Annotated in this window: 27 protein-coding genes; 16 read left to right on the top strand and 11 right to left on the bottom strand. The window is 71.0% G+C overall.

Annotated elements, in window-relative coordinates:
• Positions 1 to 67 precede the first annotated feature (67 nt).
• Entirely contained in the window at positions 68 to 1084 is a 1017-nt protein-coding gene (locus ABZ928_RS50160) for an aldo/keto reductase (protein ID WP_361535923.1), read from the bottom strand.
• The gene (locus ABZ928_RS50155; protein WP_361535921.1) at positions 1081 to 1554 is read right to left on the bottom strand and encodes a MerR family transcriptional regulator; all 474 of its coding nucleotides are present in this window, start codon (positions 1552 to 1554) and stop codon (positions 1081 to 1083) included. Before ABZ928_RS50155 ends, ABZ928_RS50160 begins: the two co-directional genes overlap by 4 nt.
• A gap of 96 nt (positions 1555 to 1650) precedes the next feature.
• Between ABZ928_RS50155 and ABZ928_RS50150 the strand changes: the two genes are divergently transcribed.
• Together ABZ928_RS50150 and ABZ928_RS50145 are read left to right on the top strand one after the other, a co-directional pair.
• Positions 1651 to 2121, top strand: coding sequence for a GNAT family N-acetyltransferase (locus ABZ928_RS50150; RefSeq protein ID WP_361535919.1), 471 nt, complete (start codon positions 1651 to 1653; stop codon positions 2119 to 2121).
• Between the two features lie 19 nt (positions 2122 to 2140).
• Positions 2141 to 2956, top strand: a complete 816-nt coding sequence (locus ABZ928_RS50145; protein ID WP_361535917.1) for a serine hydrolase domain-containing protein — start codon at positions 2141 to 2143, stop codon at positions 2954 to 2956.
• Here ABZ928_RS50145 and ABZ928_RS50140 read toward each other — a convergent pair.
• Positions 2953 to 3603 (bottom strand): pirin family protein, encoded by a 651-nt coding sequence (locus ABZ928_RS50140; RefSeq protein ID WP_361535989.1) that lies wholly within the window; start codon positions 3601 to 3603, stop codon positions 2953 to 2955. The two genes, ABZ928_RS50145 and ABZ928_RS50140, sit on opposite strands and share 4 nt — an antisense overlap.
• A 73-nt stretch (positions 3604 to 3676) precedes the next feature.
• On the opposite strand from ABZ928_RS50140, the gene ABZ928_RS50135 reads away from it, so the two are divergent.
• The 5 genes from ABZ928_RS50135 (at position 3677) to fabF (ending at position 8570) form a co-directional block, all read left to right on the top strand.
• Positions 3677 to 4882: a helix-turn-helix domain-containing protein gene (locus ABZ928_RS50135; protein WP_361535915.1), complete on the top strand. Its 1206-nt coding sequence runs from the start codon at positions 3677 to 3679 to the stop codon at positions 4880 to 4882.
• An 89-nt stretch (positions 4883 to 4971) separates the two neighbouring features.
• Positions 4972 to 5886 carry an ACP S-malonyltransferase gene (locus ABZ928_RS50130; RefSeq protein ID WP_361535913.1) on the top strand — a complete coding sequence of 305 codons (915 nt, stop codon included), beginning with the start codon at positions 4972 to 4974 and terminating at the stop codon, positions 5884 to 5886.
• Between the two features lie 17 nt (positions 5887 to 5903).
• On the top strand, positions 5904 to 6905 hold the full coding sequence (locus ABZ928_RS50125; RefSeq protein WP_361535911.1) for a ketoacyl-ACP synthase III: 1002 nt from the start codon (positions 5904 to 5906) through the stop codon (positions 6903 to 6905).
• Between the two features lie 59 nt (positions 6906 to 6964).
• The gene (locus ABZ928_RS50120) at positions 6965 to 7213 is read left to right on the top strand and encodes an acyl carrier protein (RefSeq protein WP_015660680.1); all 249 of its coding nucleotides are present in this window, start codon (positions 6965 to 6967) and stop codon (positions 7211 to 7213) included.
• A gap of 85 nt (positions 7214 to 7298) precedes the next feature.
• Positions 7299 to 8570 (top strand): beta-ketoacyl-ACP synthase II, encoded by a 1272-nt coding sequence (gene fabF / locus ABZ928_RS50115; RefSeq protein WP_361535909.1) that lies wholly within the window; start codon positions 7299 to 7301, stop codon positions 8568 to 8570.
• A gap of 128 nt (positions 8571 to 8698) precedes the next feature.
• Here the strand turns inward: fabF and ABZ928_RS50110 are convergent, their stop codons facing one another.
• Positions 8699 to 9193, bottom strand: coding sequence for a DUF3145 domain-containing protein (locus tag ABZ928_RS50110; protein ID WP_361535907.1), 495 nt, complete (start codon positions 9191 to 9193; stop codon positions 8699 to 8701).
• Between the two features lie 269 nt (positions 9194 to 9462).
• Between ABZ928_RS50110 and ABZ928_RS50105 the strand changes: the two genes are divergently transcribed.
• Both ABZ928_RS50105 and ABZ928_RS50100 read left to right on the top strand, forming a co-directional pair.
• Positions 9463 to 10371, top strand: a complete 909-nt coding sequence (locus ABZ928_RS50105) for an SGNH/GDSL hydrolase family protein (protein WP_361535905.1) — start codon at positions 9463 to 9465, stop codon at positions 10369 to 10371.
• A gap of 15 nt (positions 10372 to 10386) precedes the next feature.
• Positions 10387 to 11361, top strand: a complete 975-nt coding sequence (locus ABZ928_RS50100) for an aldose epimerase family protein (RefSeq protein WP_361535903.1) — start codon at positions 10387 to 10389, stop codon at positions 11359 to 11361.
• 88 nt (positions 11362 to 11449) lie between these two features.
• Here the strand turns inward: ABZ928_RS50100 and ABZ928_RS50095 are convergent, their stop codons facing one another.
• A complete protein-coding gene (locus ABZ928_RS50095) occupies positions 11450 to 13906 on the bottom strand; it encodes a glycoside hydrolase family 3 C-terminal domain-containing protein (RefSeq protein ID WP_361535901.1) in 2457 nt (818 codons plus the stop codon).
• 102 nt (positions 13907 to 14008) lie between these two features.
• On the opposite strand from ABZ928_RS50095, the gene ABZ928_RS50090 reads away from it, so the two are divergent.
• Positions 14009 to 14596: a TetR/AcrR family transcriptional regulator gene (locus tag ABZ928_RS50090; RefSeq protein ID WP_361535899.1), complete on the top strand. Its 588-nt coding sequence runs from the start codon at positions 14009 to 14011 to the stop codon at positions 14594 to 14596.
• On the opposite strand, the gene ABZ928_RS50085 is transcribed toward ABZ928_RS50090, so the two are convergent.
• Positions 14593 to 14982 carry a RidA family protein gene (locus ABZ928_RS50085; RefSeq protein ID WP_361535897.1) on the bottom strand — a complete coding sequence of 130 codons (390 nt, stop codon included), beginning with the start codon at positions 14980 to 14982 and terminating at the stop codon, positions 14593 to 14595. The genes ABZ928_RS50090 and ABZ928_RS50085 overlap by 4 nt on opposite strands.
• 24 nt (positions 14983 to 15006) lie before the next feature.
• Entirely contained in the window at positions 15007 to 15804 is a 798-nt protein-coding gene (locus ABZ928_RS50080; RefSeq protein ID WP_361535895.1) for an NAD(P)-dependent oxidoreductase, read from the bottom strand.
• A 49-nt stretch (positions 15805 to 15853) separates the two neighbouring features.
• Here ABZ928_RS50080 and ABZ928_RS50075 point away from each other — a divergent pair, with 49 nt between their 5' ends.
• The 3 genes from ABZ928_RS50075 to ABZ928_RS50065 all read left to right on the top strand — a co-directional run bounded on the left by ABZ928_RS50075 (position 15854) and on the right by ABZ928_RS50065 (position 18496).
• Entirely contained in the window at positions 15854 to 16822 is a 969-nt protein-coding gene (locus ABZ928_RS50075) for a LysR family transcriptional regulator (RefSeq protein ID WP_361535893.1), read from the top strand.
• A gap of 48 nt (positions 16823 to 16870) precedes the next feature.
• The gene (locus ABZ928_RS50070; protein WP_361535891.1) at positions 16871 to 17137 is read left to right on the top strand and encodes a hypothetical protein; all 267 of its coding nucleotides are present in this window, start codon (positions 16871 to 16873) and stop codon (positions 17135 to 17137) included.
• Between the two features lie 114 nt (positions 17138 to 17251).
• The gene (locus ABZ928_RS50065; RefSeq protein WP_361535889.1) at positions 17252 to 18496 is read left to right on the top strand and encodes a pyroglutamyl peptidase; all 1245 of its coding nucleotides are present in this window, start codon (positions 17252 to 17254) and stop codon (positions 18494 to 18496) included.
• A gap of 118 nt (positions 18497 to 18614) precedes the next feature.
• Here the strand turns inward: ABZ928_RS50065 and ABZ928_RS50060 are convergent, their stop codons facing one another.
• Positions 18615 to 19403, bottom strand: coding sequence for an EI24 domain-containing protein (locus tag ABZ928_RS50060; RefSeq protein WP_361535887.1), 789 nt, complete (start codon positions 19401 to 19403; stop codon positions 18615 to 18617).
• Positions 19404 to 19466: 63 nt separating this feature from the next.
• Complete coding sequence (locus ABZ928_RS50055) at positions 19467 to 20330, bottom strand: hypothetical protein (RefSeq protein WP_361535885.1); 864 nt, start codon at positions 20328 to 20330, stop codon at positions 19467 to 19469.
• A gap of 169 nt (positions 20331 to 20499) precedes the next feature.
• Between ABZ928_RS50055 and ABZ928_RS50050 the strand changes: the two genes are divergently transcribed.
• Positions 20500 to 23046, top strand: coding sequence for a M14 family zinc carboxypeptidase (locus tag ABZ928_RS50050; RefSeq protein ID WP_361535883.1), 2547 nt, complete (start codon positions 20500 to 20502; stop codon positions 23044 to 23046).
• Positions 23047 to 23072: 26 nt separating this feature from the next.
• Positions 23073 to 24224: a serine hydrolase domain-containing protein gene (locus ABZ928_RS50045; RefSeq protein WP_361535881.1), complete on the top strand. Its 1152-nt coding sequence runs from the start codon at positions 23073 to 23075 to the stop codon at positions 24222 to 24224.
• Between the two features lie 86 nt (positions 24225 to 24310).
• On the opposite strand, the gene ABZ928_RS50040 is transcribed toward ABZ928_RS50045, so the two are convergent.
• The gene (locus tag ABZ928_RS50040; protein WP_361535879.1) at positions 24311 to 24730 is read right to left on the bottom strand and encodes an organic hydroperoxide resistance protein; all 420 of its coding nucleotides are present in this window, start codon (positions 24728 to 24730) and stop codon (positions 24311 to 24313) included.
• Positions 24731 to 24827: 97 nt separating this feature from the next.
• Positions 24828 to 25826 (bottom strand): NADP-dependent oxidoreductase, encoded by a 999-nt coding sequence (locus tag ABZ928_RS50035; protein ID WP_361535877.1) that lies wholly within the window; start codon positions 25824 to 25826, stop codon positions 24828 to 24830.
• A gap of 89 nt (positions 25827 to 25915) precedes the next feature.
• On the opposite strand from ABZ928_RS50035, the gene ABZ928_RS50030 reads away from it, so the two are divergent.
• Positions 25916 to 26401: a MarR family transcriptional regulator gene (locus ABZ928_RS50030; protein ID WP_361535875.1), complete on the top strand. Its 486-nt coding sequence runs from the start codon at positions 25916 to 25918 to the stop codon at positions 26399 to 26401.
• Positions 26402 to 26768: the final 367 nt, after the last annotated feature.

The raw sequence follows: 26768 nt of genomic DNA, 5'->3' as shown, positions 1-26768 counted from the left end.
CCGTTGTGGCTGGTCGCGCCACGCGGCGGAGCCGCACATTGATACAGCCCCGCGCCCCTAGGGGGTTTCACTCACGTCCGGCGGAAGTGAAGGCCATATCGGCGTACCGTTCCCCCGCCACCTTGCCCGCGATCGGCTCCAGCAGTGCCAGTTCCTCGTCCGTCAGCTCGATGGCCGTCGCCGCCGTGTTCTCCTCCACGCGGCTGACCTTCCGCGTGCCCGGGATCGGGACGACCGTCAGGTTGTGGACCTGGGCCTGGTGCTGGACCCAGGCCAGGGCGACCTGGCCAAGGGAGACCCCGTGCGCCTCGGCGATCGCGCGGATGGGCTCCAGCAGGGCCACGTTCGCCGCCGCGTTCTCGCCGGTGAAGCGGGGCTGATGGCGGCGGAAGTCGTCGGCCGTCAGGTCCGTGTCGGCGTTGGCGAAGGCGCCCGTCAGGAAGCCTCGGCCCAGCGGGGAGTAGGGGACCAGGGCGACGCCCAGGTCGCGCGCGGCCGGGACCACGCCCGACTCGATGTCGCGGCTGAACAGCGACCACTCCGACTGGACGGCGGCGATGGGGTGCACCGCCTGGGCCGTACGGAGCTCCGTGCCCGTGACCTCGCTCAGGCCGAGGTGCTTGACCTTGCCCTCGCGGACCAGGTCACCCATGACGGCGACGGTGTCCTCGATGGGGACGTTCACATCGCGGCGGTGCATGTAGTAGAGGTCGATGACGTCGACGTCGAGCCGCTTGAGGCTCGCCTCGACGGCCTGGCGGATGTACGGGGCGTCGTTGCGGATGACGCGGCGGGTCAGGTCGTCCGGGGGGATCGACAGGGCGAACTTCGTCGCGATGACGACCTCGTCGCGGTGGGCCTTGAAGAAGGGGGAGAGGAACTTCTCGTTCTCCCCGGCCCCGTACGCGTCGGCCGTGTCGTAGAGGGTGACGCCGAGTTCCAGGGCCCGCTCCAGGGTGGCCCGGGACTCGGTCGAGTCCGTGGGGCCGTACGCGAAACTCATGCCCATGCAGCCCAGGCCCTGCACCCCCACCTCGGGGCCGCCGGTGCCCAGTGTCGCGGTCGGGATCCTGCTGTCGGTCATCCGGCTTTCTCCGTTTCGCGGGCGTGCTGCGCCCCGCTGTAGAAGTTGATCTTCAGGTCGAGTACGGCGAGCGTGTCCTGGAGCTCCGCGATCCGGGACAGCACGTCCCGGCGGGTCGCCTCCAGCAGCTGGGAGCGCTGGCCGTAGGTGTGGTCGCCCTCGCGGACCAGTTCCGCGAAGCGGACCATGTCGGCGACGGACATCCCCGTGAGCCGCAGCTTGCCGACGAAGTCGAGCCAGTCCAGGTCGGCGTTGCTGTAGCGGCGCTGGCCGGTGTGCGAGCGGTCGATGTGCGGCATCAGGCCGATGCGCTCGTACCAGCGCAGTGTGTGCGCCGACAGGCCGGTAAAGGCGACGACCTCGCTGATCGTGTAGCTGTCCTCGCCCGCGGGGCGCCGCCGCGGTTGCGGTGGGCCGCTGCAGCTGTCGGTCCTGGTACCCGTGGTGGTCGTGGTCTCCATCACCGTCATGGCCTCAACGCTATGACCTTGGAGTGCACTCCAAGCAAGCGGAAACGGTAAGAATTCGCACGACGTCAACGGGGCGCGCTGGCTAGCGTGCGGGACATGAGTCTCGTACGACGTGCTGTGCCCGAGGATGCCCGGGAAGTGCTGCGGCTCCGGCAGGTGATGATCGACTCGATGGCCGGGGCCGATCCTTCCACCGACTGGCACGCCGGGTCGCTGCCCGTTCTGGAGGGGCGGCTGGCGGATCCGGACGGGGAGTTCGCGGTGTTCGCCGTGGATCATCCCGAGCGGCCGGGGGCGCTGGCGGCGATCGCGGTCGGGACGGTGGAGTACCGGATCGGGCGGGCCGACAATCCGCGCGGGCGGGTCGGGCACGTCTTCAGCGTCGCCACCGACCCCGGCGCCCGGCGTCGCGGGTACGCGCGCGCGTGCGTGACCGAGTTGCTGGAGTGGTTCCGGGAGCGGGGTGCCGGCCAGGTCGATCTGAACGCCTCCGCCGAGGCCGAGCCGCTGTACGCCTCGCTCGGCTTCGTGCGCAAGCCGGACCCCTCGATGCGGCTGCGGCTGTGAGCGGCATAGTCTCGACGGCATGTCGCTCACTAGCCTCGCCCTGATCGAGAACTGGCCGGTCCCGACCGCCGCCGCGGCCGTCGTACGGGCGGACGGGACGCTGCTGGGTACGCACGGTCCGGTGGGCCACCGCTTCCCGCTGGCCTCGGTCACCAAGCCGCTCGCGGCGTACGCGGCGCTGGTCGCGTACGAGGAGGGGGCAATCGAGTTCGACGACCCCGCCGGTCCCGCGGGGGCGACCGTACGGCATCTGCTCGCGCACACCTCGGGGCTCGCCTTCGACGAGCACCGGGTGACGGCCCCGCCCGGGGAGCGGCGGCTGTACTCCAACGCCGGGTTCGAGCAGCTGGGCGACCACATCGCGAAGGCCACGGACATCCCGTTCGCCGAGTATCTGCGGCAGGCGGTGCTCGAACCGCTGGGGATGACGGCGACCTCGCTGGAGGGCTCCCCCGCCAAGGACGGTGTGTCGACCGTCGAGGACCTGGTGCGGTTCGCCGCCGAGGTCCAGACGCCGCGGCTCCTCGACCCCCGTACCGTCGCGGAGGCGATGACGGTCCAGTACCCGGGCACCAAGGGCGTCCTGCCGGGCTACGGCCACCAGAACCCCAACGACTGGGGCCTCGGCTTCGAGATCCGCGACTCCAAGTCCCCGCACTGGACGGGTAGTTCCTCCTCCCCGCGCACCTTCGGGCACTTCGGCCAGTCCGGTACGTTCCTGTGGATCGACCCCGACGCGGGCGCGGCCTGCGTGGCACTGACGGACCGCGCCTTCGGACCGTGGGCGGTCGAGGCGTGGCCGCCCTTCACCGACGCCGTGCTCCGCGAGCTCTAACCCATCTCCCACAGCAGCAGCTCGGCCGGCGTCACCGCGACCGCGTCCACGCCCTTGGCGTCGGTGATACGGGCCGCGTCACCGGGCCCGAACTCCACGCCGCCCAGCAGCACTTCACCCCGCACGACATGGACGTACACATACCGCCCGTCCGGCACCGCCGTCCGCTCCCCCGCCGTGAGCCGCCGTACATGCAGCAGCGCGGCCGCCTCCGGGACGGCGTACGGGGTCGAGTCGGCGATGCCCCGGACGATCTCGTACGACGGGTCGCCGCCCGGGGTCAGCGGGGCCAGCCACATCTGTACGAAGGTCAGGGGCGTGCCGGTGTCGTTGCGCTCGATGTGCCGGACGCCCGCCGCCGAGCTGAGGCGCTGTACGTCCCCGGGGCGGACCGTCGTCTCGTGTCCGGCGGAGTCGCGGTGGGTGAGCTCGCCCTCGACGACCCACGTGACGATCTCGGTGTGGCTGTGCGGATGCTCGTCGAAGCCGGCGCCGGGGGCGAGGCGCTCCTCGTTGCAGGCGATCACCGCGCCGAAGCGGAGGTTGTCGGGGTCGTAGTGCGGGCCGAAGGAAAAGGCGTGCCACGACTCGATCCCGGCCGCCGGATCGCCCCCTGGGTAGCGCCCAGCGGCGCGCCGTACGTCCATCACGGACCCCACGGTAGCCCTCAGCCGGTACCCGGCGGCGCGCACTCACGTCCGGATAAGGCAGTCTTGTCCCGTGCCCGAACCCGAAGCCAGCACCAACGAAGCCGTCGTACGTGAGAGTCATCCGCACTCGGCGACCCTGAAGCGGCTGGAGAAGTCGTCCGGGTCGCTCGCCGCTCAGGCGATCGCGCGGATGGACGAGACACTGTCGTGGTACCGGGCCATGCCCCCGGAGAACCGTTCCTGGATCGGGCTGGTCGCGCAGGCCGGTATCGCCGCGTTCACCGAGTGGTTCCGGCATCCCGACGCCCCGCAGGCGATCTCCACCGATGTGTTCGGCACGGCTCCGCGCGAGCTGACCCGGGCCATCACCCTGCGGCAGACCGTGGAGATGGTGCGGACCACCATCGAGGTCATGGAGTCCGCCATCGACGAGGTGGCCGCTCCTGGTGACGAGTCCATCCTGCGTGAGGCCCTGCTCGTCTACGCCCGTGAGATCGCCTTCGCGACCGCCCAGGTCTACGCCCAGGCAGCCGAGGCACGCGGTGCCTGGGACGCCCGGCTGGAGTCCCTGGTCGTCAACGCCGTGCTCAGCGGGGAGGCCGACGAGGGGGCGGTCAGCAGGGCCGCCGCGCTCGGCTGGAACTCGCCGGAGCATGTGTGCGTCGTGCTCGGGACCGCTCCCGACGGGGACTCCGAGCTGACCGTCGAGGCGATCCGCCGGGCCGCCCGGCACGCCAAGCTCCAGGTGCTCACCGGGGTGCTCGGGGACCGGCTCGTGGTCATCGCCGGTGGCAGCGACAATCCCATCGCCGTCGCCAAGTCGCTGATCGGGCCTTATGCGGCCGGACCGGTGGTCGCGGGGCCCGTCGTACCGGATCTGCTGGCCGCCACGCGGTCCGCGCAGGCCGCCGCGGCGGGGCTCAAGGCGTGTTCCGCCTGGCAGGACGCCCCGCGCCCGGTACTGGCGGACGATCTGCTTCCGGAGCGTGCCATCGCGGGGGATCCCAGCGCTCGCGAGCAGTTGGTGGAGGAGATCTACAGACCGCTGGAGGAGGCCGGATCCGCGCTCCTGGAGACGCTCTCGGTCTATCTCGAACAGGCGTCCAGTCTTGAGGGCGCCGCCCGGATGCTCTTCGTCCATCCCAACACCGTGCGCTACCGGCTTCGACGTGTGACTGACGTCACCGGCTGGTCGCCTTCGGATGTACGCTCCGCGTTCACGCTGCGGATCGCGCTCATCCTGGGGCGTCTGGCCGACGGGGATCTCCAGCTCTAGGCTTTTGTCGGGGGCCCACAAAACCCCCTCGTGTTCTTCGTCCCTGTCCCCACGGGCGGCTTGGGCCGCCCTCAAGAGAGAGTGTGAGAGTGCTCGTACTCGTCGCTCCCGGCCAGGGCGCCCAGACGCCCGGCTTCCTGACCCCCTGGCTCGAACTCCCCGGTGCCGCGGACCGCGTCGCCGCGTGGTCCGACGCCATCGGCCTGGACCTCGCCCACTACGGCACCCAGGCCGACGCGGACGAGATCCGTGACACCGCCGTGGCCCAGCCGCTGCTGGTCGCGGCCGGGATCCTGTCCGCCGCGGCACTGGGTGACATCACGCCCGGCGCCGTCGCGGGTCACTCCGTCGGTGAGTTCACCGCCGCCGCCTTCGCCGGTGTCCTCGACGACACCACCGCGCTGACCCTCGTACGCAAGCGCGGTCTGGCGATGGCCGAGGCCGCCGCCGTCACCGAGACCGGTATGTCGGCGCTGCTCGGCGGCGACCCGGAGACCTCGGTCGCGCACCTGGAGAAGCTCGGTCTGACCCCGGCGAACGTGAACGGCGCGGGCCAGATCGTGGCCGCCGGCACGCTGGATCAGCTCGCCGCGCTGAACGAGGACAAGCCCGAGGGCGTCCGCAAGGTCGTCGCGCTGAAGGTGGCCGGCGCCTTCCACACGCACCACATGGCGCCCGCGGTCGACACGCTCGCGAAGGCCGCCGAGGCCGTCACGCCCGCCGACCCGACGCTCCCCTACGTCTCCAACAAGGACGGCCGGACCGTCGCCACCGGCTCCGAGGTGCTCACCCGGCTCGTCGGCCAGGTCGCCAACCCGGTCCGCTGGGACCTGTGCATGGAGACCTTCAAGGAGCTCGGCGCGACCGCGATCATCGAGGTCTCCCCCGGCGGCACGCTGGTCGGCCTCGCCAAGCGCGCACTGCCCGGCGTGAAGACGCTGGCCCTCAAGACACCCGCCGACCTCGACGCCGCTCGCGAGCTCATCGCCGAGCAGAGCGCCTGAAAAGGAGCCCGAGAGCAATGTCGAAGATCAAGCCCAGCAAGGGCGCCCCGTACGCGCGGATCCTCGGTGTCGGCGGCTACCGCCCGACGCGGGTCGTGCCGAACGAGGTGATCCTCGAGACGATCGACTCGTCCGACGAGTGGATCCGCTCGCGCTCCGGCATCGAGACCCGGCACTGGGCCTCGGACGAGGAGACCGTCGCCGCGATGTCGATCGAGGCGTCCGGCAAGGCGATCGCCGACGCCGGGATCTCCGCCGAGCAGATCGGCGGCGTGATCGTCTCCACCGTCTCGCACTTCAAGCAGACCCCGGCCGTCGCGACCGAGATCGCCGACAAGCTGGGCACCAACAAGGCCGCCGCCTTCGACATCTCGGCCGGCTGCGCGGGCTTCGGCTACGGCCTGACCCTCGCCAAGGGCATGATCGTCGAGGGCAGCGCGGAGTATGTCCTCGTCATCGGCGTCGAGCGGCTGAGCGACCTGACCGACCTGGAGGACCGGGCGACGGCCTTCCTGTTCGGTGACGGTGCCGGCGCGGTCGTCGTGGGTCCCTCGCAGGAGCCGGGCATCGGCCCGACCGTGTGGGGCTCCGAGGGCGACAAGTCCGAGACGATCAAGCAGACCGTGCCGTGGACGGACTACCGTTCCGGCGAGGTCGCCAAGTTCCCCGCCATCACGCAGGAGGGCCAGGCGGTGTTCCGCTGGGCCGTCTTCGAGATGGCGAAGGTCGCCAAGGAGGCGCTGGATGTCGCCGGCGTCTCCGCGGAGGACCTGGACGTCTTCATTCCCCACCAGGCCAACGAGCGGATCATCGACTCGATGGTGAAGACACTCAAGCTGCCGGAGTCCGTCACGGTCGCGCGTGACGTTCGCACCACCGGCAACACCTCGGCCGCCTCGATCCCGCTCGCGATGGAGCGGCTCCTGGCGACCGGCGAGGCGAAGAGCGGCGACACCGCGCTCGTCATCGGCTTCGGGGCGGGTCTCGTCTACGCCGCGACTGTCGTTACCCTCCCCTAGGCACCGCCGCTGCCGCGGTACGTGCCAAACCCTCTGGATATCAACGAAGGAGCGCCTCAATGGCCGCCACTCAGGAAGAGATCGTCGCCGGTCTCGCCGACATCGTCAACGAGATCGCCGGCATCCCGGTCGAGGACGTCCAGCTGGACAAGTCCTTCACCGACGACCTGGACGTCGACTCGCTGTCCATGGTCGAGGTCGTCGTCGCCGCCGAAGAGCGCTTCGACGTCAAGATCCCGGACGAGGACGTCAAGAACCTCAAGACGGTCGGCGACGCGACCGACTACATCCTCAAGCACCAGGCCTGATCCACCACTCAGGCCCGGCTGCGCTAGCCCCGCCACCCGGCGGTGGCGCCGCTGAATCCTCGTGATACTTGGAGAAAGATTTCCCGTGAGCCCGACCAATCGCACCGTGGTCGTCACCGGTATCGGCGCAACCACACCGCTGGGTGGCGACGCAGCCTCTACCTGGGAGGGCCTGATCGCCGGCAAGTCCGGTGTGAAGCCCCTGGAGCAGGAGTGGGCGGCCGACCAGGCCGTCCGCATCGCGGCGCCCGTCGCCGTGGAGCCGACCGAGGTCATCCCCCGGCCGCAGGCCCGGCGACTGGACCGCTCGGCGCAGTTCGCGCTGATCGCGGCCCAGGAGGCCTGGAAGGACGCCGGGTTCGAGGGCAGGGCGGGTGAGGACCAGAGCGTCGACCCCGACCGTCTCGGCGCCGTCATCGCCTCCGGCATCGGTGGCGTCACGACGCTGCTCGACCAGTACGACGTGCTGAAGGAGAAGGGCGTCCGCCGCGTCTCCCCGCACACCGTCCCCATGCTCATGCCGAACGGCCCGTCCGCGAACGTGGGTCTGCTCGTCGGCGCCCGCGCCGGTGTGCACACCCCGGTCTCCGCGTGCGCCTCGGGCGCCGAGGCCATCGGCTACGCCATCGAGATGATCCGCTCCGGCCGCGCCGACGTCGTCGTCGCGGGTGGTACGGAGGCGGCGATCCACCCGCTGCCCATCGCCGCGTTCGGCAACATGATGGCGATGTCCAAGAACAACGAGAACCCGCAGGGCGCCTCTCGTCCCTACGACACCGCGCGCGACGGCTTCGTCCTCGGCGAGGGTGCCGGCGTGATCGTCCTGGAGTCCGCGGAGCACGCGGCGAAGCGCGGGGCCCGCGTGTACGCCGAGGCCGTCGGCCAGGGCATCTCCGCCGACGGCCACGACATCGTGCAGCCCGAGCCGGAGGGGCGGGGCATCGCCCACGCCCTCCAGAACCTGCTCGACAACAGTGACCTGAACCCGGCGGAGATCGTGCACGTCAACGCGCACGCGACGTCGACGCCGGCGGGTGACGTGGCGGAACTGAAGGCGCTGCGGAAGGTGTTCGGCGACGACACCGACCACTTCGCGGTGTCCGCGACCAAGTCCATGACCGGTCATCTGCTCGGTGGCGCCGGTGGTGTGGAGTCCGTGGCGACGATCCTCGCCCTGTACAACCGGGTCGCCCCGCCGACCATCAACATCGAGAACCTCGACCCGGAGGCGGAGGCCAACGCGGATGTCGTCCGCGGGGAAGCCCGCAAGCTGCCGGTCGAGGGGCGGATCGCCGCGCTGAACGACTCGTTCGGGTTCGGCGGCCACAACGTCGTCCTGGCGTTCCGCACGGTGTGAAAGCGCGCCGATAGCTGAAAGTGGCCCGGTCTCTGTGAGGAGGCCGGGCCGTTTTTCGTCTGCGGGGCGGTGGGGGCTGGTCGCGCAGTTCCCCGCGCCCCTTAGGGCGTTGCCCCTCAGGACGCTCTTCAGACCACCTGGTGCAGCCAACGCACCGGAGCTCCCTCACCCGCGTACCTGAACGGCTCCAACTCGTCGTCCCACGGCTTTCCGAGGAGCTTGGCGATCTCCGACTCCAGGTCGGTCTCGCCGCCCTGGGAGCGGGCCAGGGCTGCCCTCAGGCGGTCCTCCGGGATCAGGATGTCGCCGTGGATGCCGGTGACCGCGTGGAAGATGCCCAGGTCGGGGGTGCAGCTGTAGCGCTCGCCCTCGGCGGTGGGGCAGGGCTCGGCCGTGACCTCGAAGCGGAGGAGGTGCCAGCCTCTCAGGGCCGACGCCAGCTTCGACGCCGTACCCACCTCGGCCTTCCAGGAGAACTCCGAGCGCCAGGTGCCGGGGGCCGCGGGCTGCCGGATCCAGTCGAGGTTGACGCGCGTGCCGAGCACTCCGGCGACGGCCCACTCGACGTGCGGGCACAGCGCGCGCGGAGCGGAGTGCACGTACAGAACTCCACGTGTCGTCACCGGGACCTCCGGGCAGAGCGGGACCATTGTGCGGACGGGCTGAGTGGCGGTGGCGGCAGCCACGTTGATGGCGAGGCTACCGTGCGGCGGCGCAAGGAGTGTGACGTACCGTCGGTCCCGGTGCCGTGAAACGCCCGCCATTCACCCGGCAGGACGCCTGTACGGGGGTGAGCCGTTGCACCCTGAGGGGTCGGGAACTCCCGAACGTTGTCATGGAGGGGGACGAAGTTCGCAGGAGATCGCATGTCGACCGAGGGGAACATCAGGGGATGCGGAAGCGAAGGCAGCGCTCGCGTGCCGTACTCGCCGTCGTGACGGCGGCCGTTCTGGGCGCCGCCGGCTGTGACGCCGTCGGCGGCGATGAATCGGCGCCGTCCGCTTCCGGCACCGAGGCGCAGAGAGTGAAGCCCTCCCCCAGTCCCTCGACGCCCGTGTGGGACTCCAGCCCGGCCTCGCTCGCCGCCGTCGGTGACTCCATCACCCGCGCCTTCGACGCCTGTTCCCTCCTCCAGGACTGCCCGGACGCCTCCTGGGCGACCGGCACCCGGGCCGAGGTCGACAGTCTCGCCGTACGGCTCCTCGGGGCGGCGAAGGCGGCCTCCAACAGCTGGAACTACGCGGTCAGCGGGGCGCGGATGACCGATCTGGCCGGGCAGATGGCACAGGCCGCGGCGAAGAGGCCCGGGCTGGTGACGGTGATGGTGGGCGCCAATGACGCGTGCCGGGACACCGCCGCGGCGATGACGTCCGTGGCGGACTTCCGGGCGCAGTTCGAGGAGGCGCTGCGCACCCTGCGGGACGCGGCGCCGAAGGCACAGGTGTACGTGGCGAGCGTGCCGAACCTCAAGCGGCTGTGGTCGCAGGGGCGCGACAACCCGCTCGGCAAGCAGGTGTGGAAGCTCGGGATATGCCCGTCGATGCTGGGCGACGCCGATGCCGTGGACACGGCGGCGACGGAGCGCCGGGACACCGTGCAGGACCGGGTGGAGGCGTACAACGAGGTGCTGGAGGAGGTCTGCGCGAAGGACGAGCGGTGCCGCTTCGACGGCGGCGCGGTCTACGACTTCCGCTTCGGGACGGACCAGCTGAGCCATATCGACTGGTTCCACCCGAGCGTGAACGGGCAGGCCAGGCTCGCGGAGATCGCCTACCGGGAGGTCACGGGCAAGAAGGCGTGACCTAGAGTTCCGAACATGAACGAACTCTTCGGCACACTTCCCGACGGCACCCCGGTCCACCGCTGGACCCTGAAGCGGGCCGGCGTGCGGGTCAGGGTGCTGTCGTACGGCGGGATCGTGCAGTCCGTCGAGGTGCCGGACCGGGACGGGCGCCCCGCGAACGTGGTGCTGGGGTTCGCGGAGCTGGACGGCTATCTCACCCACACCGGGCCCTACTTCGGCGCGCTGGTCGGGCGGTACGCGAACCGGATCGCCGGCGGGCGCTTCCCGCTGGACGGGGTGACGTACGCGCTGGCGCCCAACAACGCGCCGAACTCGCTGCACGGCGGGGAGCGCGGTTTCGACAAGCGGGTGTGGGACGTCGAGCCCGTGGGTGAGCACGGGTTGCGGCTGTCCCGGGTCAGTCCGCACGGCGAGGAAGGGTTCCCGGGGCGGCTGGAGGTCGCCGCCACCTACGCGCTGGACGCGGACGGTGCGCTGCGGATCTCGTACGAGGCGGTCACGGACGCGCCGACCGTGATCAACCTGACGAACCACAGCTACTTCAACCTGGCCGGTTCCGGGAACGCGGGCGGGCATGAACTGCGGATCGCCGCCTCCCGGTTCACTCCGGTCGACGCGGATCTGATCCCCACAGGTGTGCTGGAGGACGTGACCGGCGGGCGCTTCGACTTCCGGGAGGTCCGGAAGGTCGGTTCGGGGTACGACCACAACTTCGTGCTCGACAAGGGCGTCACGGACGCCCCGGTCGAGGTCGCCGAGCTGCACGATCCCTCCTCCGGGCGGGTGCTGACGGTCTCCACCACCGAGCCGGGGCTCCAGCTGTACACCGCCGACCACCTCGACGAGCCCTTCGCGCCCTGCGACGGGGTCGCGCTGGAGACCCAGCACTTCCCGGACGCGCCGAACCGGCCGGAGTTCCCGAGCACGGTGCTGCGGCCGGGCGAGGTGTTCCGGTCGGAGACCGTGTACGCCTTTTCCACGCGCTAGACACGCTGGATACGGCTGGATACGCACAAGCCCCGGCCCGGGTGTCAGGTCCCGGACCGGGGCTGCTCTGTGGGGAGCTTGTCCCGGATCAGACGTTAATCGTGGCGGTGAGGCGGCGGTCCGTGATCGAGCGGCCGATCTGGATCTCGTACGAACCCTTCACAAACGACCACGAGCCCTCCTCTCCCTCTCCGACGGTCCAGGTCTCGAAGGCGCGGCGCGGGATCTCGACCGTGACCTCGACGCTCTCGCCGGGGGCGGCCTCGATGCCCGCGAAGCCGGCCAGCTCGCGCTCGGGGCGGTCCCCGGACTCGGTGGGGGCGACGTAGACCTGGACGACCTCGCGGCCGGTGCGCTCGCCGGTGTTGCGGAGGCGGACGCGGACCGTGGTGCCGTCCACCTCGACGGAGTCGTAGGTCCAGTCGGTGTAGCCGAGGCCGTGGCCGAAGGGGTACGAGGGGGTGCGGCCCTCCTTCGTCCAGGCGCGGTAGCCGATGAAGACGTCCTCGGTGTACGGGAGCCGGCCGTCGGCCGGGACGACCTGGGTGACCGGGGCGGCGTCGAGGGAGCCCCAGGTGGTGGGGAGGCGGCCGCCGGGCTCGTGGGCGCCGGTGAGGACGTCGGCGAGGGCCGCGCCGCCCTCCTGGCCGGGGAACCAGCTGAGCAGGACGGCGGCGACGTCGTCGCGCCACGGGAGCTCCACCGGGGAGCCGGAGTTGACGACCACGACCGTGTTCGGGTTGGCGGCGGCCACGGCTCGGACCAGGTCGTCCTGGCGGCCGGGGAGTTCGAGGTCCTTGCGGTCGAAGCCCTCGGACTCGACGCGGTCGGTGGTGGCGACCACGACGACGGCGGTGTCGGCGTTCCGGGCGGCCTCGACGGCCTCGGCGATCAGCTCGTCGGCGTCGCGCCGCGGCTCCTGATGGGCGAGCGCGAAGGCGATGGCCTTGAACGGGATTCCCTCGGGGAGCTGGAAGACATGGGTGAGGGAGACCTCGACCGGCTCGCCCGCGGTCAGTTCGACCTCGCCGCGCGGCACCGGGGAGCCGAAGAAGGCCTCGAAGGGGTCGCTGGTGTCGGCGGGGAGCTGGAGGTCGTCGTAGTACGTCGTGCCGTCGACGGTGAGGGTGAAGGCGCCGACGCCCTTGATGCCGAAGGAGTGGGTGCCGGTGTCGCGCGGGGTGAAGGTGCCGGTCAGCTCGATGGTGTGGAGGGCGTCGTGGGTGACGCCCTCGGGGAGGTCGTTGCCCATCCACTGGATCTGGCCGTTGGGGGCGTTGCCGGTGCCGAGGACGTTGCCGTCGATGTCACGGCAGACGGCGCGGAGCGTGAACCCCTTGTCGGCGACGGCGAGTTCGGTGACGGGGTCGGCGCCGACGGCGTACGTCAGGTCGGGGACGACGGCGGTGAGGCCGTCGAGCGGGGAGACGATCCGGGGCGGGAAGACGGTGGCGGAGCCGCCGCCGAGGACGCGGGCGTCGCGGGCGGCGGCGCCGATGAGGGCCACCGTGCCGTTCGGCTTCAAGGGCAGGGCGTCGTTCTCGTTCTTCACGAGCACGAAGGCGCGGCGGGCCATCTCGCGGGCCAGGGCCTCGCCGTCGATGGGGTCGGGGAGCTCGGTGACGACCGGCTCGGCGTTCTCCAGGGCGCCGACGCGGGCGGCGAGGCGGAGGACGTTGCGTACGGCGTCGTCGACCTTGGACTCCTCGACCTCGCCGTCGCGGACGGCCTGGGCGAGGGGCGGGCCGTACACGGTCTGCGGGCCGGGCATGGCGACGTCGAGGCCGCCCTCGATGGCGCCCTTGGTGGAGCGGGCGGCCATCCAGTCGGAGACGTTGTAGCCGTCGAAGCCCCACTCGCCGCGCGCGATCTCGTTCACGAGGTGGTGGTGCTCGGTCATCGTCACGCCGTTGACCTGGTTGTACGCGGTCATGATGCCCCAGGGGCGGGCGTTCTCGACGATCAGCTCGAAGGGGCGCAGGTACAGCTCGCGCAGGGCGCGTTCGGAGACGATGTTGTCGACGGTGAAGCGGTCGGTCTCGGCGTCGTTGGCGACGAAGTGCTTGACGGTGGTGCCGACGCCGCCGGACTGGACGCCCCGCACATACCCCGCGCCGATGAGTCCCGTGAGGTACGGGTCCTCGCTGTAGGCCTCGAAGTGGCGGCCGCCGAGCGGGGAGCGGTGGAGGTTGACCGTCGGGGCGAGCAGCACGTGGACGCCCTTGCGGCGGGCCTCCTGGGCGAGCAACGCACCGGCGCGGCGGGCGAGTTCGGGGTCCCAGGTGGCGCCGAGGGCGGTCGGGGAGGGCAGCGCGATGGACGGGTCGTCGGCGGTCCAGCGGACTCCTCGGACACCGATCGGCCCGTCGGACATGACGAGGGAGGCAAGACCGATCTCGGGCAGGGCGGGCAGGGTCCACATGTCCTGGCCGGAGAGCAGCCGGGCCTTGGCGTCCAGGTCGAGCTTGCCGAGGGCCGCCTCTACGGCTGCCTCCCGCGCCTGGTCGGCCGAGCTTCCGGCCGGGGTGGAGTGGGTGCCCGCCATTGGGTCCTCCTGGGTTCGGGTCCGTGCGATTCCTCCATCGTGCACCCGTTCCCTGTAGACCGGTAGGTTTCGTTATCTTGCCGTAATATTAGGGGTACGGGGATGTCGTACGGTTTCCCCATGAACGCCAGGGTCAGGAGCGAGGAACGGCGCGCGGAGATCGTCCGGGCGGCCCTGGAGGTGATCGCCGAGCGCGGTTACCGGGCGGCGAGTCTGGCCGCCGTCGCGGAGCGGGTCGGGCTCACTCAGCAGGGGCTGCTGCACTACTTCCCGACGAAGGACGCGCTGCTGGTCGCGGTGCTCAAGGAGCGGGACCAGTGGGACGCGATGCCGGCCACCACCTGGCGGGTCGATCTGCTCGCCTCGCTCGTCGAGTACAACGCGATGCGGCCGAACATCATCCAGACCTTCTCGGCACTGCTCGGGGAGAGCGTGACCGAGGGGCATCCGGCGCGGGGGTATTTCACCGAGCGGTATGCGCAGGTGCGCGAGAGCATGGCGGCGGTGCTGCGGACCGAGTACGGGGAGCGGCTGCCGAACGGGCTGACGCCGGAGCGTACGGCGCCGCTGCTGGTGGCGGTGATGGACGGACTCCAGTACCAGTGGCTGCTGGATCCGGAGTCCGTGGACATGCCGGGGGCGTTCCGGGACTTCCTCAGGCTGCTGGGTGAGGACCCGGACAGGCCCTAGCGGTCTGCCGGTACCGCCGCGACCACTTCCACCTCGATCTGGGCCTCCGGTCGGAACAGCCTCGGCACCTCGAAGGTCATGCTGGTGGGCGGGGTCCCGGTGAGGAACTCCCTTCGTACGGCGCCGTATTCGTGCAGCTTGCCGATGTCGGTCAGGTAGGTGCGGATGTTGATGATGTCCGCGAGTGTGGCGCCGTGGGCCTTCAGCAGGGCGTCGATGGTCTCGAAGACGCCTCGGCTCTGCTCGGCGAGGGTGGCGCCCTCGGCGATCTGGCCGGAGAGGTACAACAGGGCGCTGCCGTCGGGTTGTTCGACTCGGGCGACCTGGGAGTAGTACGGGCTGAGGGGCTGGGGTGCGGAGGCGGGGTTGTCGATCGTCACTTTCATCGGGTGGGGCTCCTTCAGCGCAGTTCAGTTCGTGCGGATACGGGCCGCGGCTTCCGAGATGTCCTCGCCGGGGGCGGCCACGCGGCGGTAGTGCTCCAACGCGGCCTCGATCACAGGCAGTTGGGCGGTCTTGGCGGCCAGGTCCAGGTCCTTCACCGCGAGGGTCGCTTCGAAGTGCACGTCTTCCGCGAAGGCGCGGGCGACGACTCCGGAGAGGGGGCCCTTCGCGAGGGCGGCGCGGGCGGTGTCGCCGTCGAGGCCGAGGGCGTCCGCGAGGCGCAGGGCCTCGGCGACCACCGCGATGCCGCTGATGACGGCCGAGTTGAGGACGAGCTTGAGGGCGGCGCCGGAACCGAGGGGGCCGGTGCGGGTGACGGTGCCGAGGCGGGCAAGTACGTGCTCGACGCCGGTCGCGTCACCGCCCGCGAGGATGCCGAGCGTGCCGGTGGCGGCCTTGTCGGTGCTGCCCATGACGGGGGCGTCGATGAGGGTGACGCCCGTGGGGAGTTGGGCTGCGAGGCGGCGTACGGCGTCCGGGCCGACGGTGGACATCTCGATCCAGTGGGTGCCGGGGCGTAGGGCTGCTGCGGCGGCCCGCGCCACCGCGTCGAGCGCGTCCGGGTCGGCGAGCATGGTGATGACGACGTCGGCGTCCCTGACCGCTTCGGCCGGGCCGGCGGCCTGCCGGGCTCCTTCGGTGACCAGTGGGGCGGCCCTCTCGGCGGTCCGGTTCCAGACGGTCAACGGGTGGCCTGCGGAGAGGAGTTGGCGGGCCATGGGGGTGCCCATGTGGCCGAGGCCCAGGAATGCGATGTGCTCCATGGGCTCGAAGCTATGTCCGTGCGCGTGATGCGACAAGCGAATGTCTAGCATGGCTGCCATGCCGACCTCGCATGAGTCCGTCCTGCCGTCCTCGCATGAGTCGCCGCTCGATCTCTCGACCGTCTGGCTGCGGGCCTTCCTCGAAGTGGCCCGTCAGGGTTCCTTCACCGTGGCCGCTCGCACGCTCGGCTGGACCCAGTCCGCGGTGTCCCGGCAGATCTCCTCGCTGGAGTCGGCGCTGGGCGGGGGCCCGCTCTTCGACCGGTTGCCGCGAGGTGTACGGCTCACCGAGGCGGGACGGGTGCTCGTGCCGCACGCGGAGGCGGTCGTGGCGGCGTTGCACGGGGCGGGGCGGGAGCTGGCCGCGTTGCGGGAAGTGGCGGGCGGGCGGCTGCGGTTCGGGGCGTTCGCGACGGCCGACGCTGCGTTGGTGCCGGTGGCGCTGGGTGTGTTCCGGGGCCGTCATCCGCGGGTTCGGGTGTCCCGGGAGGAAGGGTTCACCCCGGGGCTCCTGGAGCGGCTCGACGGCGGGCATCTGGATCTGGCGGTGGTGTCCACGACGGGGGGTGCGGCGCTGGAGTCGTACGAGCTTCATCATCTTCTCGACGAGTCGCTGTATGTCGCTGTTCCGGCCGGGCATCCGCTCGCGGGTGGTGGACCGGTCCGGCTCGGGCGGTTCGCCGACGCCGACTGGATCTCGGGGAGCGCGCGGCCGGAGGGGACGTTGCTGGACGCGGCCTTGCGGCAGGGGTTCCGGCCGCGGGTCGCGCATGTCGTCGCCGAGTGGACCGCCAAGCAGGGGTATGTGGCGGCGGGGCTCGGGGTCGCTCTGGTCCCGGCGCTGGCCGCCGCGTCCGTGCGGCCGGATGTCGTGCTGGTTCCGGTGCGGGACGAGGGGGCGCCGGCGCGGGCGGTGTATGCGGCGACTGTGCGGGGGCGGGGGGTGGCGCCGGTGGTGGGGGCGTTCGTGGGGGCCTTGCGGGAGGCGGCGGCGCGGATTCCCCGCTGCCCTTCCTAGGTACGGATACTCAGGCGGTTTCCGTGGGGCCCGGCGAGGATGGCCGCCATGAGGGCGAAGAACACCGTCGCGACGCTCACACTCCTGCCGGTCAACTTCCTTGCCGTGGCCGGTGGATGGTGGGTGGCCGCGTGGAGCGGATGGGCGGCGGGCTGGGACGAGCAGTCGTACGACCCGCCGACGACGGAACTGGGCGTGCTGTGCGGTGTGGTGGCGGCCATCGGGGTCGCGCTGCTGGCCGCCCGGCTGTGGGGAGCGGCCCTCTTCCAGGTGATCCCGGTGATCATCCTGCTCGCGTTCATGAATCCCTCCTGACCCTCCCCTGAACCCCTCCCGAGTCACACCCCATGGCGTAGACCACTTCCGTCACGTAATACTTCCGCCGTCGGCAGCACCACGCTCCCCACAGCGACGGAAGGCTGAACTCCCTTGAATTCCCTACGTGTTCGGGTCGGTGTGATCGGGTTCGCCCTGATCGCCGGGCTCGCACTGCCCCAGGCGGCCGAGGCCGCGCCCACCGCGACCGTCGAGGAGCTGCGGCTCGACAAGGCCGTACCGCAGGAGATTCTGCGGCGGTCCGGATTCGACTCCGTGGCGCCGGAGTTCGAGCGGGCGCTGGAGTCGGCGCACAGTTATGCGCAGGCGCGGCGGATCGTCGTACGGGAAGGGGCCCAGCTGTGGAAGCGGGCCGTGGACCGGGCGCAGGGGCGGGGGCCCGATGGGGGTGATCTGAGCCGGGACGACGATCGGCCGTTGTACTGGGCTCGGCTGGGGATGACGCGGGAGGTGCGGGGCTGGGAGCCGGGGTTCGGGCTGAGTGAGGAGCAACGGGCCTGTCTGTTGGATGAGTTGGAGCGGAACTCTCGGGGGCAGACCGACATCCGGTATCCGGGCGGCAAGGGGATCAAGCGGATTCTCGTCACCGGGTTCGACCCGTTCACGCTGGACCGGGACATCCGGATCTCCAATCCGTCCGGGGCCACCGCGCTCGCGCTCGACGGGACCGTGATCGAGACGGCGGACGGGCCGGTGCGGGTGGAGACGGCCATGTTTCCGGTGCGGTGGCAGGACTTCGCCGAGGGGACGGTGGAGCGGACTCTGCGGCCGTATCTGAAGAAGGTCGACCTGTTCACCACGGTCAGTCAGGGGCGTGTCGGGCGGTTCGATGTCGAGCGGACCAACGGGGCCTGGCGGGGCGGGTTCCCGGACAACGAGAACGTGAGCCGGACGGAGACCGTGCCGGTCACCGATCCGGCCTCGCAGCCGCAGTGGACGACGACCACCTTGCCGTACACGGCGATCGTGGCCGCCACCACCGGGCGGTTCCCCGTGTACGACAACACGAGCGTGACCGAGATACCGGCCGGGGCGACCGATCCCGTCGTCCGCCCGGACGGGCCGACGGAAGGGTCGACGGCCCGGGCCGGGGGCGGCGGGAACTACCTCTCCAATGAGATCGCCTATCGCGCCACGCTGCTGCGGGACCGGCTCGGGCTGCACGGCAGCCTGCCTGGCGGCCATGTGCACACGCCGGTGCTCCAGTTCGGGACCGGGAACACCACCGAGGTGACCGACCCGGAGTTCGTGGCGAACCGGCTCGACATCATCGCGCAGGTGCGGGCGATCCTGACGGTCGCCGTGGAGGCCAGTGCGACGGAGCGAACGCGAGGCTGATGCCGAGGCCGGCCAGGACCGAGCGGAAGCCGGAGCGCAGGGCCTGGAGCGGGGTGAGGTCCGACGGTGCCGGCCTCGCTGGGGGTTGCGCGGTGCAGTCTTGCCCCCGCCACGCCCGTCACGCGGTGACGTCCTGCCCCTCTCGGTCCCCGTCCTCGGTGCTCTCCTCGCCCAGGAGCTCCCGCGCCAGCAGCGTCGCGCCCGCGACCGCGCCCGGCATCAGGAACACCGCGACGAACGGGACCAGGAAGGCCAGGCCCAGGGGGGTGCCGAAGCCCCAGACCAGGGTCTTGCGGGAGCGGAGGAGGGCGAGGCGGTCGCGGAGTTCGACGCCGCGGCGCTGCATCGCGACGGCGACGAGTTCCTCGGTGAGGAAGAAGCCGGTGACGAAGAAGCCGAGCACCGGGACGATGGTCTGGCCGACGAACGGGATGAAGCCGAGGGCGAAGAGGAGCACGCCCCAGAGCAGGGCGCGGACGAGGATCCGGAGGCTGTCGCGCGCCGAGATCCACAGCTCCTGCCAGAGGGGGAGGTTCGACTCGGGGGCCGTGCCGTCCGGGGAGACGTCACGGTCGACCTTCTCCGAGAGGCTCTCGTAGAAGGGCTGGCCTATCAGGAGCGTGACCGCGGTGAAGGTGAGGACCGCGAGGAGCAGGGCGAGGGCCCACAGGACGACGGTGAGGAAGCCGCGGAACAGGCCCAGCCAAGGGCTCGACCAGTCGTCGGCGAAGGGCGTCGCCCAGCCGATGAAGTCGTCGCCCCAGATGGCCAGCGCGACGAGTGCCGCACCGTACAGGACAAGGGTGATCAGACCGGGGATCAGCCCGAAGTTGTACTGCCTGCCGTGCCGGGCCACCCATCGCTGGCCTCTCAGCAGGAACGTGAAACCCACCCCAAGATCGCGCATGGGGGAACTCTATCGGGCGGCACTGACAAGGCTCGCGGCCGCCGTGGAGGCCCCCCGTTCCCATCATCCTGGTACCACCGCGACCACCACTCCCGGCTCGGCCACCGGCGACACCGCGGCCTGGACGCGTACCGCCGCCGCCCGGGCCACCCGGCCCGCGCGGGAGGCGCCGGCCAGGAGGACGGGCTGGAGGTGTTCCAGGCTCGCCACGAGCAGTTCCTCGCCCGCGATCAGGACGGGGCGGGCCGCCTTCGTGGTCGCCGCCGCGGCCTCCGTCAGATCCGCGAGCGGCTGGAGGCCCGCCCGGACCACGCCCGCGCCCGCGGCCGCCGCGCGTTCCGCCAGGGCCACCTGGAGGGGCATCAGGGGGGCGAGGGCGGCCGTCAGCGCGTCGGCGATGCGGCGGAGTTCGGGGGACGAGTCGCGCAGGACGTCCGCCGCCGAGCGGATCAGCGGGGTCAGGGCGAGGAGGGCGCCCGCCGCCAGGCCCGCCGCCGCGGGGAGCAGCGGGGACATCGCCTCCACCAGGTCGCCGAGGGCCGTCGCGAACTCCTCCACCGCCGGTTCCACCGCGTCCAGCACCGGCAGCAGGCTGTCGCCGAGCGCGGTGAGCAGGGCCTGGGCCGGTTCGCTGACGGGGTGGACGGCGAGGGGGGCGCCGCTGGTACCGAGGCGGGTGAGGGTGTCGACGATGCGGTAGAACGCCTCCTGGGCCTGCGGGGACGCGCTCGCCTCCGCCAGTTCCGCGGTCGTCTCACGCAGGACCCTGAGCACTTCCTGGCCCGAACCGTCCCTGGGGTCGAAGGTGTTGATCGCGATCCTGGTGATGTTCCCGGCGGTGTCCAGGAGTTGGCCGGTGATGTCCGTCGTGCTGCGGGCCATGCGCAGCACGTCGTCCCTGCTGGGGAGCGAAGGGATGGTTGCCATGGGTGGCTCTCCTCGTCCTCGGCTCGTTCGACCTCAGCATGCCCCGTCCGAGGCCCCCGACATACGCCATCCGGGGCATCCGTGACACCAACTCCCTCTTGTTCCGGTTGAGTCGAACAGGTACATGTCGCCGTACCGATCTCAGGAAGCTCCGGAGGAGGTACGACGCGTGCGCACCACCAGAACCGCTCCCGCGAGACCCGTACTGATCACCGCCCTCGCCCTCACCACGGCGGGGTCCCTGTTCCTCAGCCCCCACACAGCGGGCGCCGAGCCCGAACCCCCCGCCACCCGGCACGAGCCCGCCCTCGACCAGCGCGCGGCCCAGGCCCCCGCGAGCGCCGCCCGGCGGGCCCTCGCCGAGGACACCGCCCTCGGCGGGGCCGTCCGTGGCTATCCGCGGGAGCAGGTCCTCGCCCCCGACCCGGAGAACCCCGCCGACAAGTCCATCAAGCTCGGCCTCACGCCGTACCACGCGATCGCGCCGAAGCTGAACGCCGTCCAGGCCCTCGGCGACCGGGTGAGTGTGGAGGTCGCCGGGCAGTCGGCCGGTGGGCATCGGCTCTATCTCGTCACCGTCACCGCCCCGGAGAGCACCGCGCAGACCCGCGCGCAGGAGCGGATGCGGGAGCTGATCGAGAACTCCCCCGCCAGCGCCGCCAAGTCGGCCGAGATCAAGACGCGTTACAAGGCGCCCGTCTTCTTCAACAACAACATCCACGGCAACGAGTGGGAGGGCACCGACGCCTCCCTCAAGCTCATCGAGCAGCTCGCCACCGCCACGGACGGCAGGACGCGGGACCTTCTGGCCCACTCCCGCCTCTACTTCAACATCACCGCCAACCCGGACGGCCGTATCGCCGGCACCCGCGCCAACGCCAACGGCTTCGATCTGAACCGGGACTTCGTCACCGCCTCGCAGCCCGAGGCGCGGGCGATGCGGCAGATCGAGATCGACAAGCAGCCGGCCGTCATGCTCGATCTGCACGGGTACGTCAACGGCACCCTCATCGAGCCCACCACTCCCCCGCACGGCGAGAACTACGAGTACGACCTCTTCCTGAAGAACACCTACGCCAACGCCCTCGGCATGGAGGCGGCGGTCAACGGCCTCGGCTACACGCCCGCGAAGGACGGTGTCGAGCCCGCGCAGATCCCCTTCCGGGACCAGGAGGAGGGCTGGGACGACTGGCCGCCGATCTTCACCCCGCAGTACGCGGCCTTCCACGGCACGGTCGCCGCGCACACCGTCGAGATCCCGTTGCAGGTGAACAACGCCGCCTACAACAACCTGCCGGTGGCGGAGCTGCGGCGGCGGTCCGCGATCAACGTCGAGGTCGCGGGCGCCGCGATCCGCGCGACCCTCGACTTCGTACAGACCAACCGGACCTCACTCGTCGCCGATCAGATCGAGGTCTTCCGGCGCGGGGCCGCCGGTGCCGCCCAGGTGCCGGTCTCCGCCGAGACCGTCCCCGGGGTGCCCGGCATCGGGCCCGAGGACGTCTACACGACCACCTTCCCGCGCGCGTACGTCCTCCCGGCGGGCTCCGCGAGGAGCGCCACCGCCACCGCCCGGCTCGTCGACCACCTCCTCGCCAACGACATCCGCGTCACCCGCGCCGTCCACGCCTTCCGGCTCGGCGGGCAGACGTACGCGAAGGGCTCGTACGTCGTCGACATGCGCCAGCCCAAGCGCGGCCTCGCCAATGTGCTGCTCGCCGACGGGCGGGACATCAGCGACAAGGTCTCGGTGATGTACGACATCTCGGGCTGGAGCCTCGGCAGGCTGTGGGGCGCCCCGGTGACGGCCGTGACCGGCGGACACCTCACCGGCCTGCCGCTGCGGTCCGTCAGCGAGGCCGCCGCCGTCGGATACGTCGCCCCGCGCGGCGATCTGCGGCTGCGCCTCGACGACCCGCAGGCGTACGCCGCCCTCAACTCGCTGCTGCGGCAAGGTGTTCCGGTACGGCGGGCAGCGGACGGAAGTGCGATCGTCCCGGCGTCGGCGCGAGCCGCGGCGGCCGACGCGGCTCGTACGTACGACGTGGCCTTCGACGCCACGAAGGTCAGCGGCACCGCTCCGCTCCAGCGCGTCCGTGTCGCCGCGGCCGTCACCCCCGGTGAGCTCTTCGCGCTCCGCGAGATGAACTTCGAGGTGACGCCGGTCTCGACGGCCGTGCTCAACGCGGGCTTCGACTGGTCGTCGGCGGATGTGCTGTTCGTGTCGGCGGGATTGGAGTACGGCGATCTGACCGTGGCCGCCCGTACCGCGCTTGACGCCTTCCTCGGCGCCGGGCACGGGCTCGTCGGGCGTGGTGTCACCGGGGCCGAACTCGGCACCGCCACCGGCCTGTTGGCGGTGAAGGCGGTCGAGGGGAACGGGGACGCCAACGGTGTGGTGCGGGTGGTCAATTCGGGTCCTGTGACCGAGGGCGCCCCGGACCACGGTTTCGTGTACGCGCCCGTGTGGTTCACGGATCTCGGTCCGGGGGTGCGGGTGGAACAGTCGTACGCGGCCGGGAACCCCCTTGTCTCCGGGCACTGGCGGCCATTGGAGGATGGCGGCGGGGGACCCTCCGCCGCGGCCGGACAGGCCTCGGTCGTCAGTGGCCGGCAGTCGGTCCTCTTCGGCACCGAGCCCCTCTTCCGGGACCATCCGAAGGGGGAACTCCCGCAGGTCGCGAAGGCGTTGTTCAGCGTGGCACACGCCGGTTAGCGGTGTAGAACAGTCAAGGAGAGCGGATGACGCAGGAGATCCACGGCACCGTCGCCGACGGGTACGAGACCGTGCGCGAGGAGTTCGCCGCGTTCGTGGCCGGTGAACGCCCCGACTACGAGGGCCAGTTGTGCGCGTATGTGCACGGCCGCAGAGTCGTCGACCTGTGGACGGGCGACGGCAACGAAGCCGACTCCCTCCACGCCGTCTTCTCGTCGACGAAGGGTGCCGCGCATCTCGTGGTCGCTCTCCTCGTCCAGGACGGCACGCTCGAACTGGACCGCAAGGTGACCTACTACTGGCCGGAGTTCGCGGCCGAGGGCAAGGGCGCGCTGACCCTGCGCGAGCTGATCACACACCGGGCCGGACTCGTCGGTCTCGACGCCGGGTTCTCCCGGGACGAGATGGCCGACGACCGGGTGATCGCCGAACGCCTCGCCGACCAGCGGCCGTTCTGGCGCCCGGGCACCGCGTTCGGCTATCACGCCCTGGTCATCGGCGCGCTCACCGGCGAGGTCGTGCGCCGGGCCACCGGCCGGACGATCCAGGAGCTGTGGGAGGAGCGGGTCCGGGCGCCGTACGGCCTGGACTTCCATCTGGGGCTGCCGGCGGCCCTGGAGCCCCGGTACCGGCCGGTCCAGCCGATGCTCCCCACCCCCGTCCAGCAGGCCGAGATCGACGCCACGCCCACCGGCCCGCACACCCTGGCGTCGATCGCGTTCAACACGCATGTGCCGGACCCGGTGGACCTGGTGGAGTACGCCAACTCCCGTACCGTGCGCGCCAAGGGGCCCGCTTCGGCGGGCGGGGTGGCGGCGGCGCGCGGGCTCGCCGGGATGTACGCGGCGGCGATCAGCGAGGTGGGCGAGCGGCCGCCGCTGCTGAAGCCGGACACCATCGCCGAGGTCGGCCAGATCCACTCGACCGGCTACGACCTGGTGGCCCGCGACCATCGCTCCTTCGGTCTGGGCTTCCAGGCGACCGCCGACAGCCGCCATCCGTTCCTGGGCGCCGGCACCTTCGGGCACAGCGGGGCCGCCGGCTCCCAGGCCTTCGCCGATCCGTGGAGCGGTCTGGCGTACGGCTACACCCGGCGGCGGGCCGCCTTCCCGGGCGGGGCGGCGCCGGAGAACGACCGGCTGGTGAGGGCGGTGCACAGCGCTGCGCTGGCGGTTTGAACGAGGGCAAGAGCGGAGGCCGCACCCCACGTCCAGGGGTGCGGCCTCTGTCGTACGCAACGAGTGCGCTCAGATGAGGGTCACCGTCAGATGAGGGTCACCGTGATGTTGTCGCGGGTCGCCTTGGAGTACGGGCAGACCTGGTGGGCCTTTTCGAGGAGGGCTCGGGCCGTGTCGGCGGTCACATGGGGGATGTGGGCCGAGATCTCGACGATGAGGCCGAAGCCGTCGTCGTTCTTGCCGATGCCGACCTTCGCGGTGACCGTCGAACCGGTGATGTCGGCCTTCTCCTGGCGCGCCACGACACCGAGGGCGCCCTGGAAGCAGGCGCTGTAACCGGCGGCGAACAGCTGCTCCGGGTTGGTGCCCTCGCCGGAGCCGCCCATCTCCTTGGGCGGGTTCACGACGACGTCGAGGCGGCCGTCCTCGGTGGCGACCCGGCCGTCGCGACCGTTCTCGGCGGTGGCGACGGCGGTGTAGAGGACGTCGGTCTGCTGGATGGACATGCGGTGTCTTCCTCCTGGGTCCCGCCGTGACTCGCGCCCACGATCGACGGCAGATAGTGGAAAGAAGTTACCGCATCCCGGAAACCAGTCGGAAGACCTACAGCTTGACGATCATCTTTCCGGTGTTGTCGCCGCGCAGGACCCCGAGGAACGCCTCCAGGTTGTTCTCGATGCCCTCGACGACCGTCTCGCGGTACTTCAGCTCGCCGGAGCGGACCCAGGCGCCGACCTCCTGGACGAACTGCGACTGGAGGTCGTAGTGGTCGCCGACGAGGAGGCCCTCGATGCGGCCGCGGGTCTGGATGAGACGGGCGAGGTTCTTCGGGCCGGGGGCGGGCTCGGTGTTGTTGTAGACCGAGATCATGCCGCAGATCGCGATACGGCCACCCTGGTTGAGGGAGCCGATGGCGGCCTCCAGGTGGTCGCCGCCGACGTTGTCGAAGTAGACGTCGACGCCGTCGGGGGCGGCGGCACGGAGCTGTTCGGCGACGGGGCCGTTCTTGTAGTTGAAGGCCGCGTCGAAGCCGTACTCCTCCACGAGGAGCTTGACCTTGTCGTCCGAGCCCGCCGAGCCGATGACGCGCGAGGCGCCCTTGAGCTTGGCGATCTGGCCGACCTGGCTGCCGACGGCACCGGCGGCGCCGGAGACGAAGACCGAGTCGCCCTCCTTGAAGACGGCGGTGCGCAGGAGGCCGGCGTAGGCGGTGAGGCCGGTCATGCCGAGGACGCCGAGGTACGTGGACAGGGGCGCGGCGTCGGGGTCGACCTTGACGGCCTGCTTGGCATCGAAGGTGGCGTACTCGCGCCAGCCGCCGAAGTGGAGGACATGGTCACCGACGGCTATGCCCTCGGCGCCGGAGGCGATGACCTCGCCGACCGCGCCGCCCTGCATGGCCTTGCCCAGCTCGAACGGGGCGACGTACGACTTCGCGGCGCTCATGCGGCCGCGCATGTACGGGTCCACCGACAGGTACTTGTTCCGTACGAGGACCTCACCCTCGGCGGGCTGCCGGATCTCCGCCTCGACCAGGGCGAAGTCCTCGGGCTTGGGCCAGCCGACGGGGCGGGAGAGGAGGTGCCACTCGCGGTTGATCATGACGGAGCCTTTCGAATTTACTTCAGTACCTGAAACAACCATGCTCCTGAATATTTCATGTTGTCAAGTATTGGGGGTAGGGTGGGGGCATGTCCGCCGAAGGCCTGTCCGCTCCGCAGAAGTCCGATCGCCAGACCGCTGATCGCCAGACCGCCGATCGCCGTCCCGACGCGCTCACTCTTGAGGTCGTCGAGCTGATCGGGGATGTCGTGGCGCGTTTCTACGCGGACTTCGAAGATGCGGCGGCGGAGCATTCGCTCACCGGGGCGCAGGCGCGGCTGCTGAGTCTGCTGTCGCTGGAGCCGTTGCCCATGCGGAAGCTGGCGCACAAGTTGCGGTGCGAGCCGTCGAATGTCACCGGGATAGTGGATCGGCTGGAGTCGCGGGGGTTGGTGGAGCGGCGGCCTGATCCTGCGGATCGGCGGGTGAAGCTGGCGGCGGTGACGGACGAGGGGCGGGGGGTGGCTCGGGGGTTGCGGGACGAGTTGCGGTTCGCTCGGGAGCCGCTGGCCGGGTTGTCTCGTGCGGAGCGGGAAGTGTTGCGGGAGCTGTTGCGGCGGATGTTGGGGGCTTGAGGGCGCGGGCGTGCGGGCCGGGTTTTTCTCGCCCCCGCCGCCCCTACCCGTCCCATCCTCCAGGGGCGCTGCCCCTTCGACCCCGCGTCCCTGGGGGCTGCGCCCCCAGACCCCGCCTTTTCGGCCCTGAAGGGGCCTCGTCCTCAAACGCCGGACGGGCTGGAAATACCTGGGCCGGCAGCAAGAAGCTCAGCCCCCAGCGGGTGGGTGGGGGATCGGGACGGCAAAACCTCGGCCTCAAACGCCGGACAGGCTGAAATCACCTGGGCCAGCAGCAAGAAGCTCAGCCCCCAGCGGGTGGGTGGGGGATCGGGACGGCAAAACCTCGGCCTCAAACGCCGGACAGGCTGAAATCACCTGGGCCAGC

The organism is Streptomyces sp. NPDC046909 (genome assembly GCF_040644695.1).
Classification (GTDB): Bacteria; Actinomycetota; Actinomycetes; order Streptomycetales; family Streptomycetaceae; genus Streptomyces.
Note: the sequence above shows the minus strand (reverse complement) of the source record. Positions and strands in the feature narration are given on the sequence as shown.

Coding starts and splice junctions, on each gene's coding strand:
- ABZ928_RS50145 (WP_361535917.1), top strand. CDS start 2,141: ATGTCGCTCACTAGCCTCGCCCTGATCGAGAACTGGCCGGTCCCGACC.
- ABZ928_RS50140 (WP_361535989.1), bottom strand. CDS start 3,603: ATGGACGTACGGCGCGCCGCTGGGCGCTACCCAGGGGGCGATCCGGCG.
- ABZ928_RS50150 (WP_361535919.1), top strand. CDS start 1,651: ATGAGTCTCGTACGACGTGCTGTGCCCGAGGATGCCCGGGAAGTGCTG.
- ABZ928_RS50105 (WP_361535905.1), top strand. CDS start 9,463: ATGCGGAAGCGAAGGCAGCGCTCGCGTGCCGTACTCGCCGTCGTGACG.
- ABZ928_RS50070 (WP_361535891.1), top strand. CDS start 16,871: ATGAGGGCGAAGAACACCGTCGCGACGCTCACACTCCTGCCGGTCAAC.
- ABZ928_RS50095 (WP_361535901.1), bottom strand. CDS start 13,906: ATGGCGGGCACCCACTCCACCCCGGCCGGAAGCTCGGCCGACCAGGCG.
- ABZ928_RS50040 (WP_361535879.1), bottom strand. CDS start 24,730: ATGTCCATCCAGCAGACCGACGTCCTCTACACCGCCGTCGCCACCGCC.
- ABZ928_RS50100 (WP_361535903.1), top strand. CDS start 10,387: ATGAACGAACTCTTCGGCACACTTCCCGACGGCACCCCGGTCCACCGC.
- ABZ928_RS50055 (WP_361535885.1), bottom strand. CDS start 20,330: ATGGCAACCATCCCTTCGCTCCCCAGCAGGGACGACGTGCTGCGCATG.
- ABZ928_RS50090 (WP_361535899.1), top strand. CDS start 14,009: ATGTCGTACGGTTTCCCCATGAACGCCAGGGTCAGGAGCGAGGAACGG.
- ABZ928_RS50030 (WP_361535875.1), top strand. CDS start 25,916: ATGTCCGCCGAAGGCCTGTCCGCTCCGCAGAAGTCCGATCGCCAGACC.
- ABZ928_RS50125 (WP_361535911.1), top strand. CDS start 5,904: ATGTCGAAGATCAAGCCCAGCAAGGGCGCCCCGTACGCGCGGATCCTC.
- ABZ928_RS50160 (WP_361535923.1), bottom strand. CDS start 1,084: ATGACCGACAGCAGGATCCCGACCGCGACACTGGGCACCGGCGGCCCC.
- ABZ928_RS50035 (WP_361535877.1), bottom strand. CDS start 25,826: ATGATCAACCGCGAGTGGCACCTCCTCTCCCGCCCCGTCGGCTGGCCC.
- ABZ928_RS50085 (WP_361535897.1), bottom strand. CDS start 14,982: ATGAAAGTGACGATCGACAACCCCGCCTCCGCACCCCAGCCCCTCAGC.
- ABZ928_RS50155 (WP_361535921.1), bottom strand. CDS start 1,554: ATGACGGTGATGGAGACCACGACCACCACGGGTACCAGGACCGACAGC.
- ABZ928_RS50080 (WP_361535895.1), bottom strand. CDS start 15,804: ATGGAGCACATCGCATTCCTGGGCCTCGGCCACATGGGCACCCCCATG.
- ABZ928_RS50060 (WP_361535887.1), bottom strand. CDS start 19,403: ATGCGCGATCTTGGGGTGGGTTTCACGTTCCTGCTGAGAGGCCAGCGA.
- ABZ928_RS50045 (WP_361535881.1), top strand. CDS start 23,073: ATGACGCAGGAGATCCACGGCACCGTCGCCGACGGGTACGAGACCGTG.
- ABZ928_RS50120 (WP_015660680.1), top strand. CDS start 6,965: ATGGCCGCCACTCAGGAAGAGATCGTCGCCGGTCTCGCCGACATCGTC.
- ABZ928_RS50075 (WP_361535893.1), top strand. CDS start 15,854: ATGGCTGCCATGCCGACCTCGCATGAGTCCGTCCTGCCGTCCTCGCAT.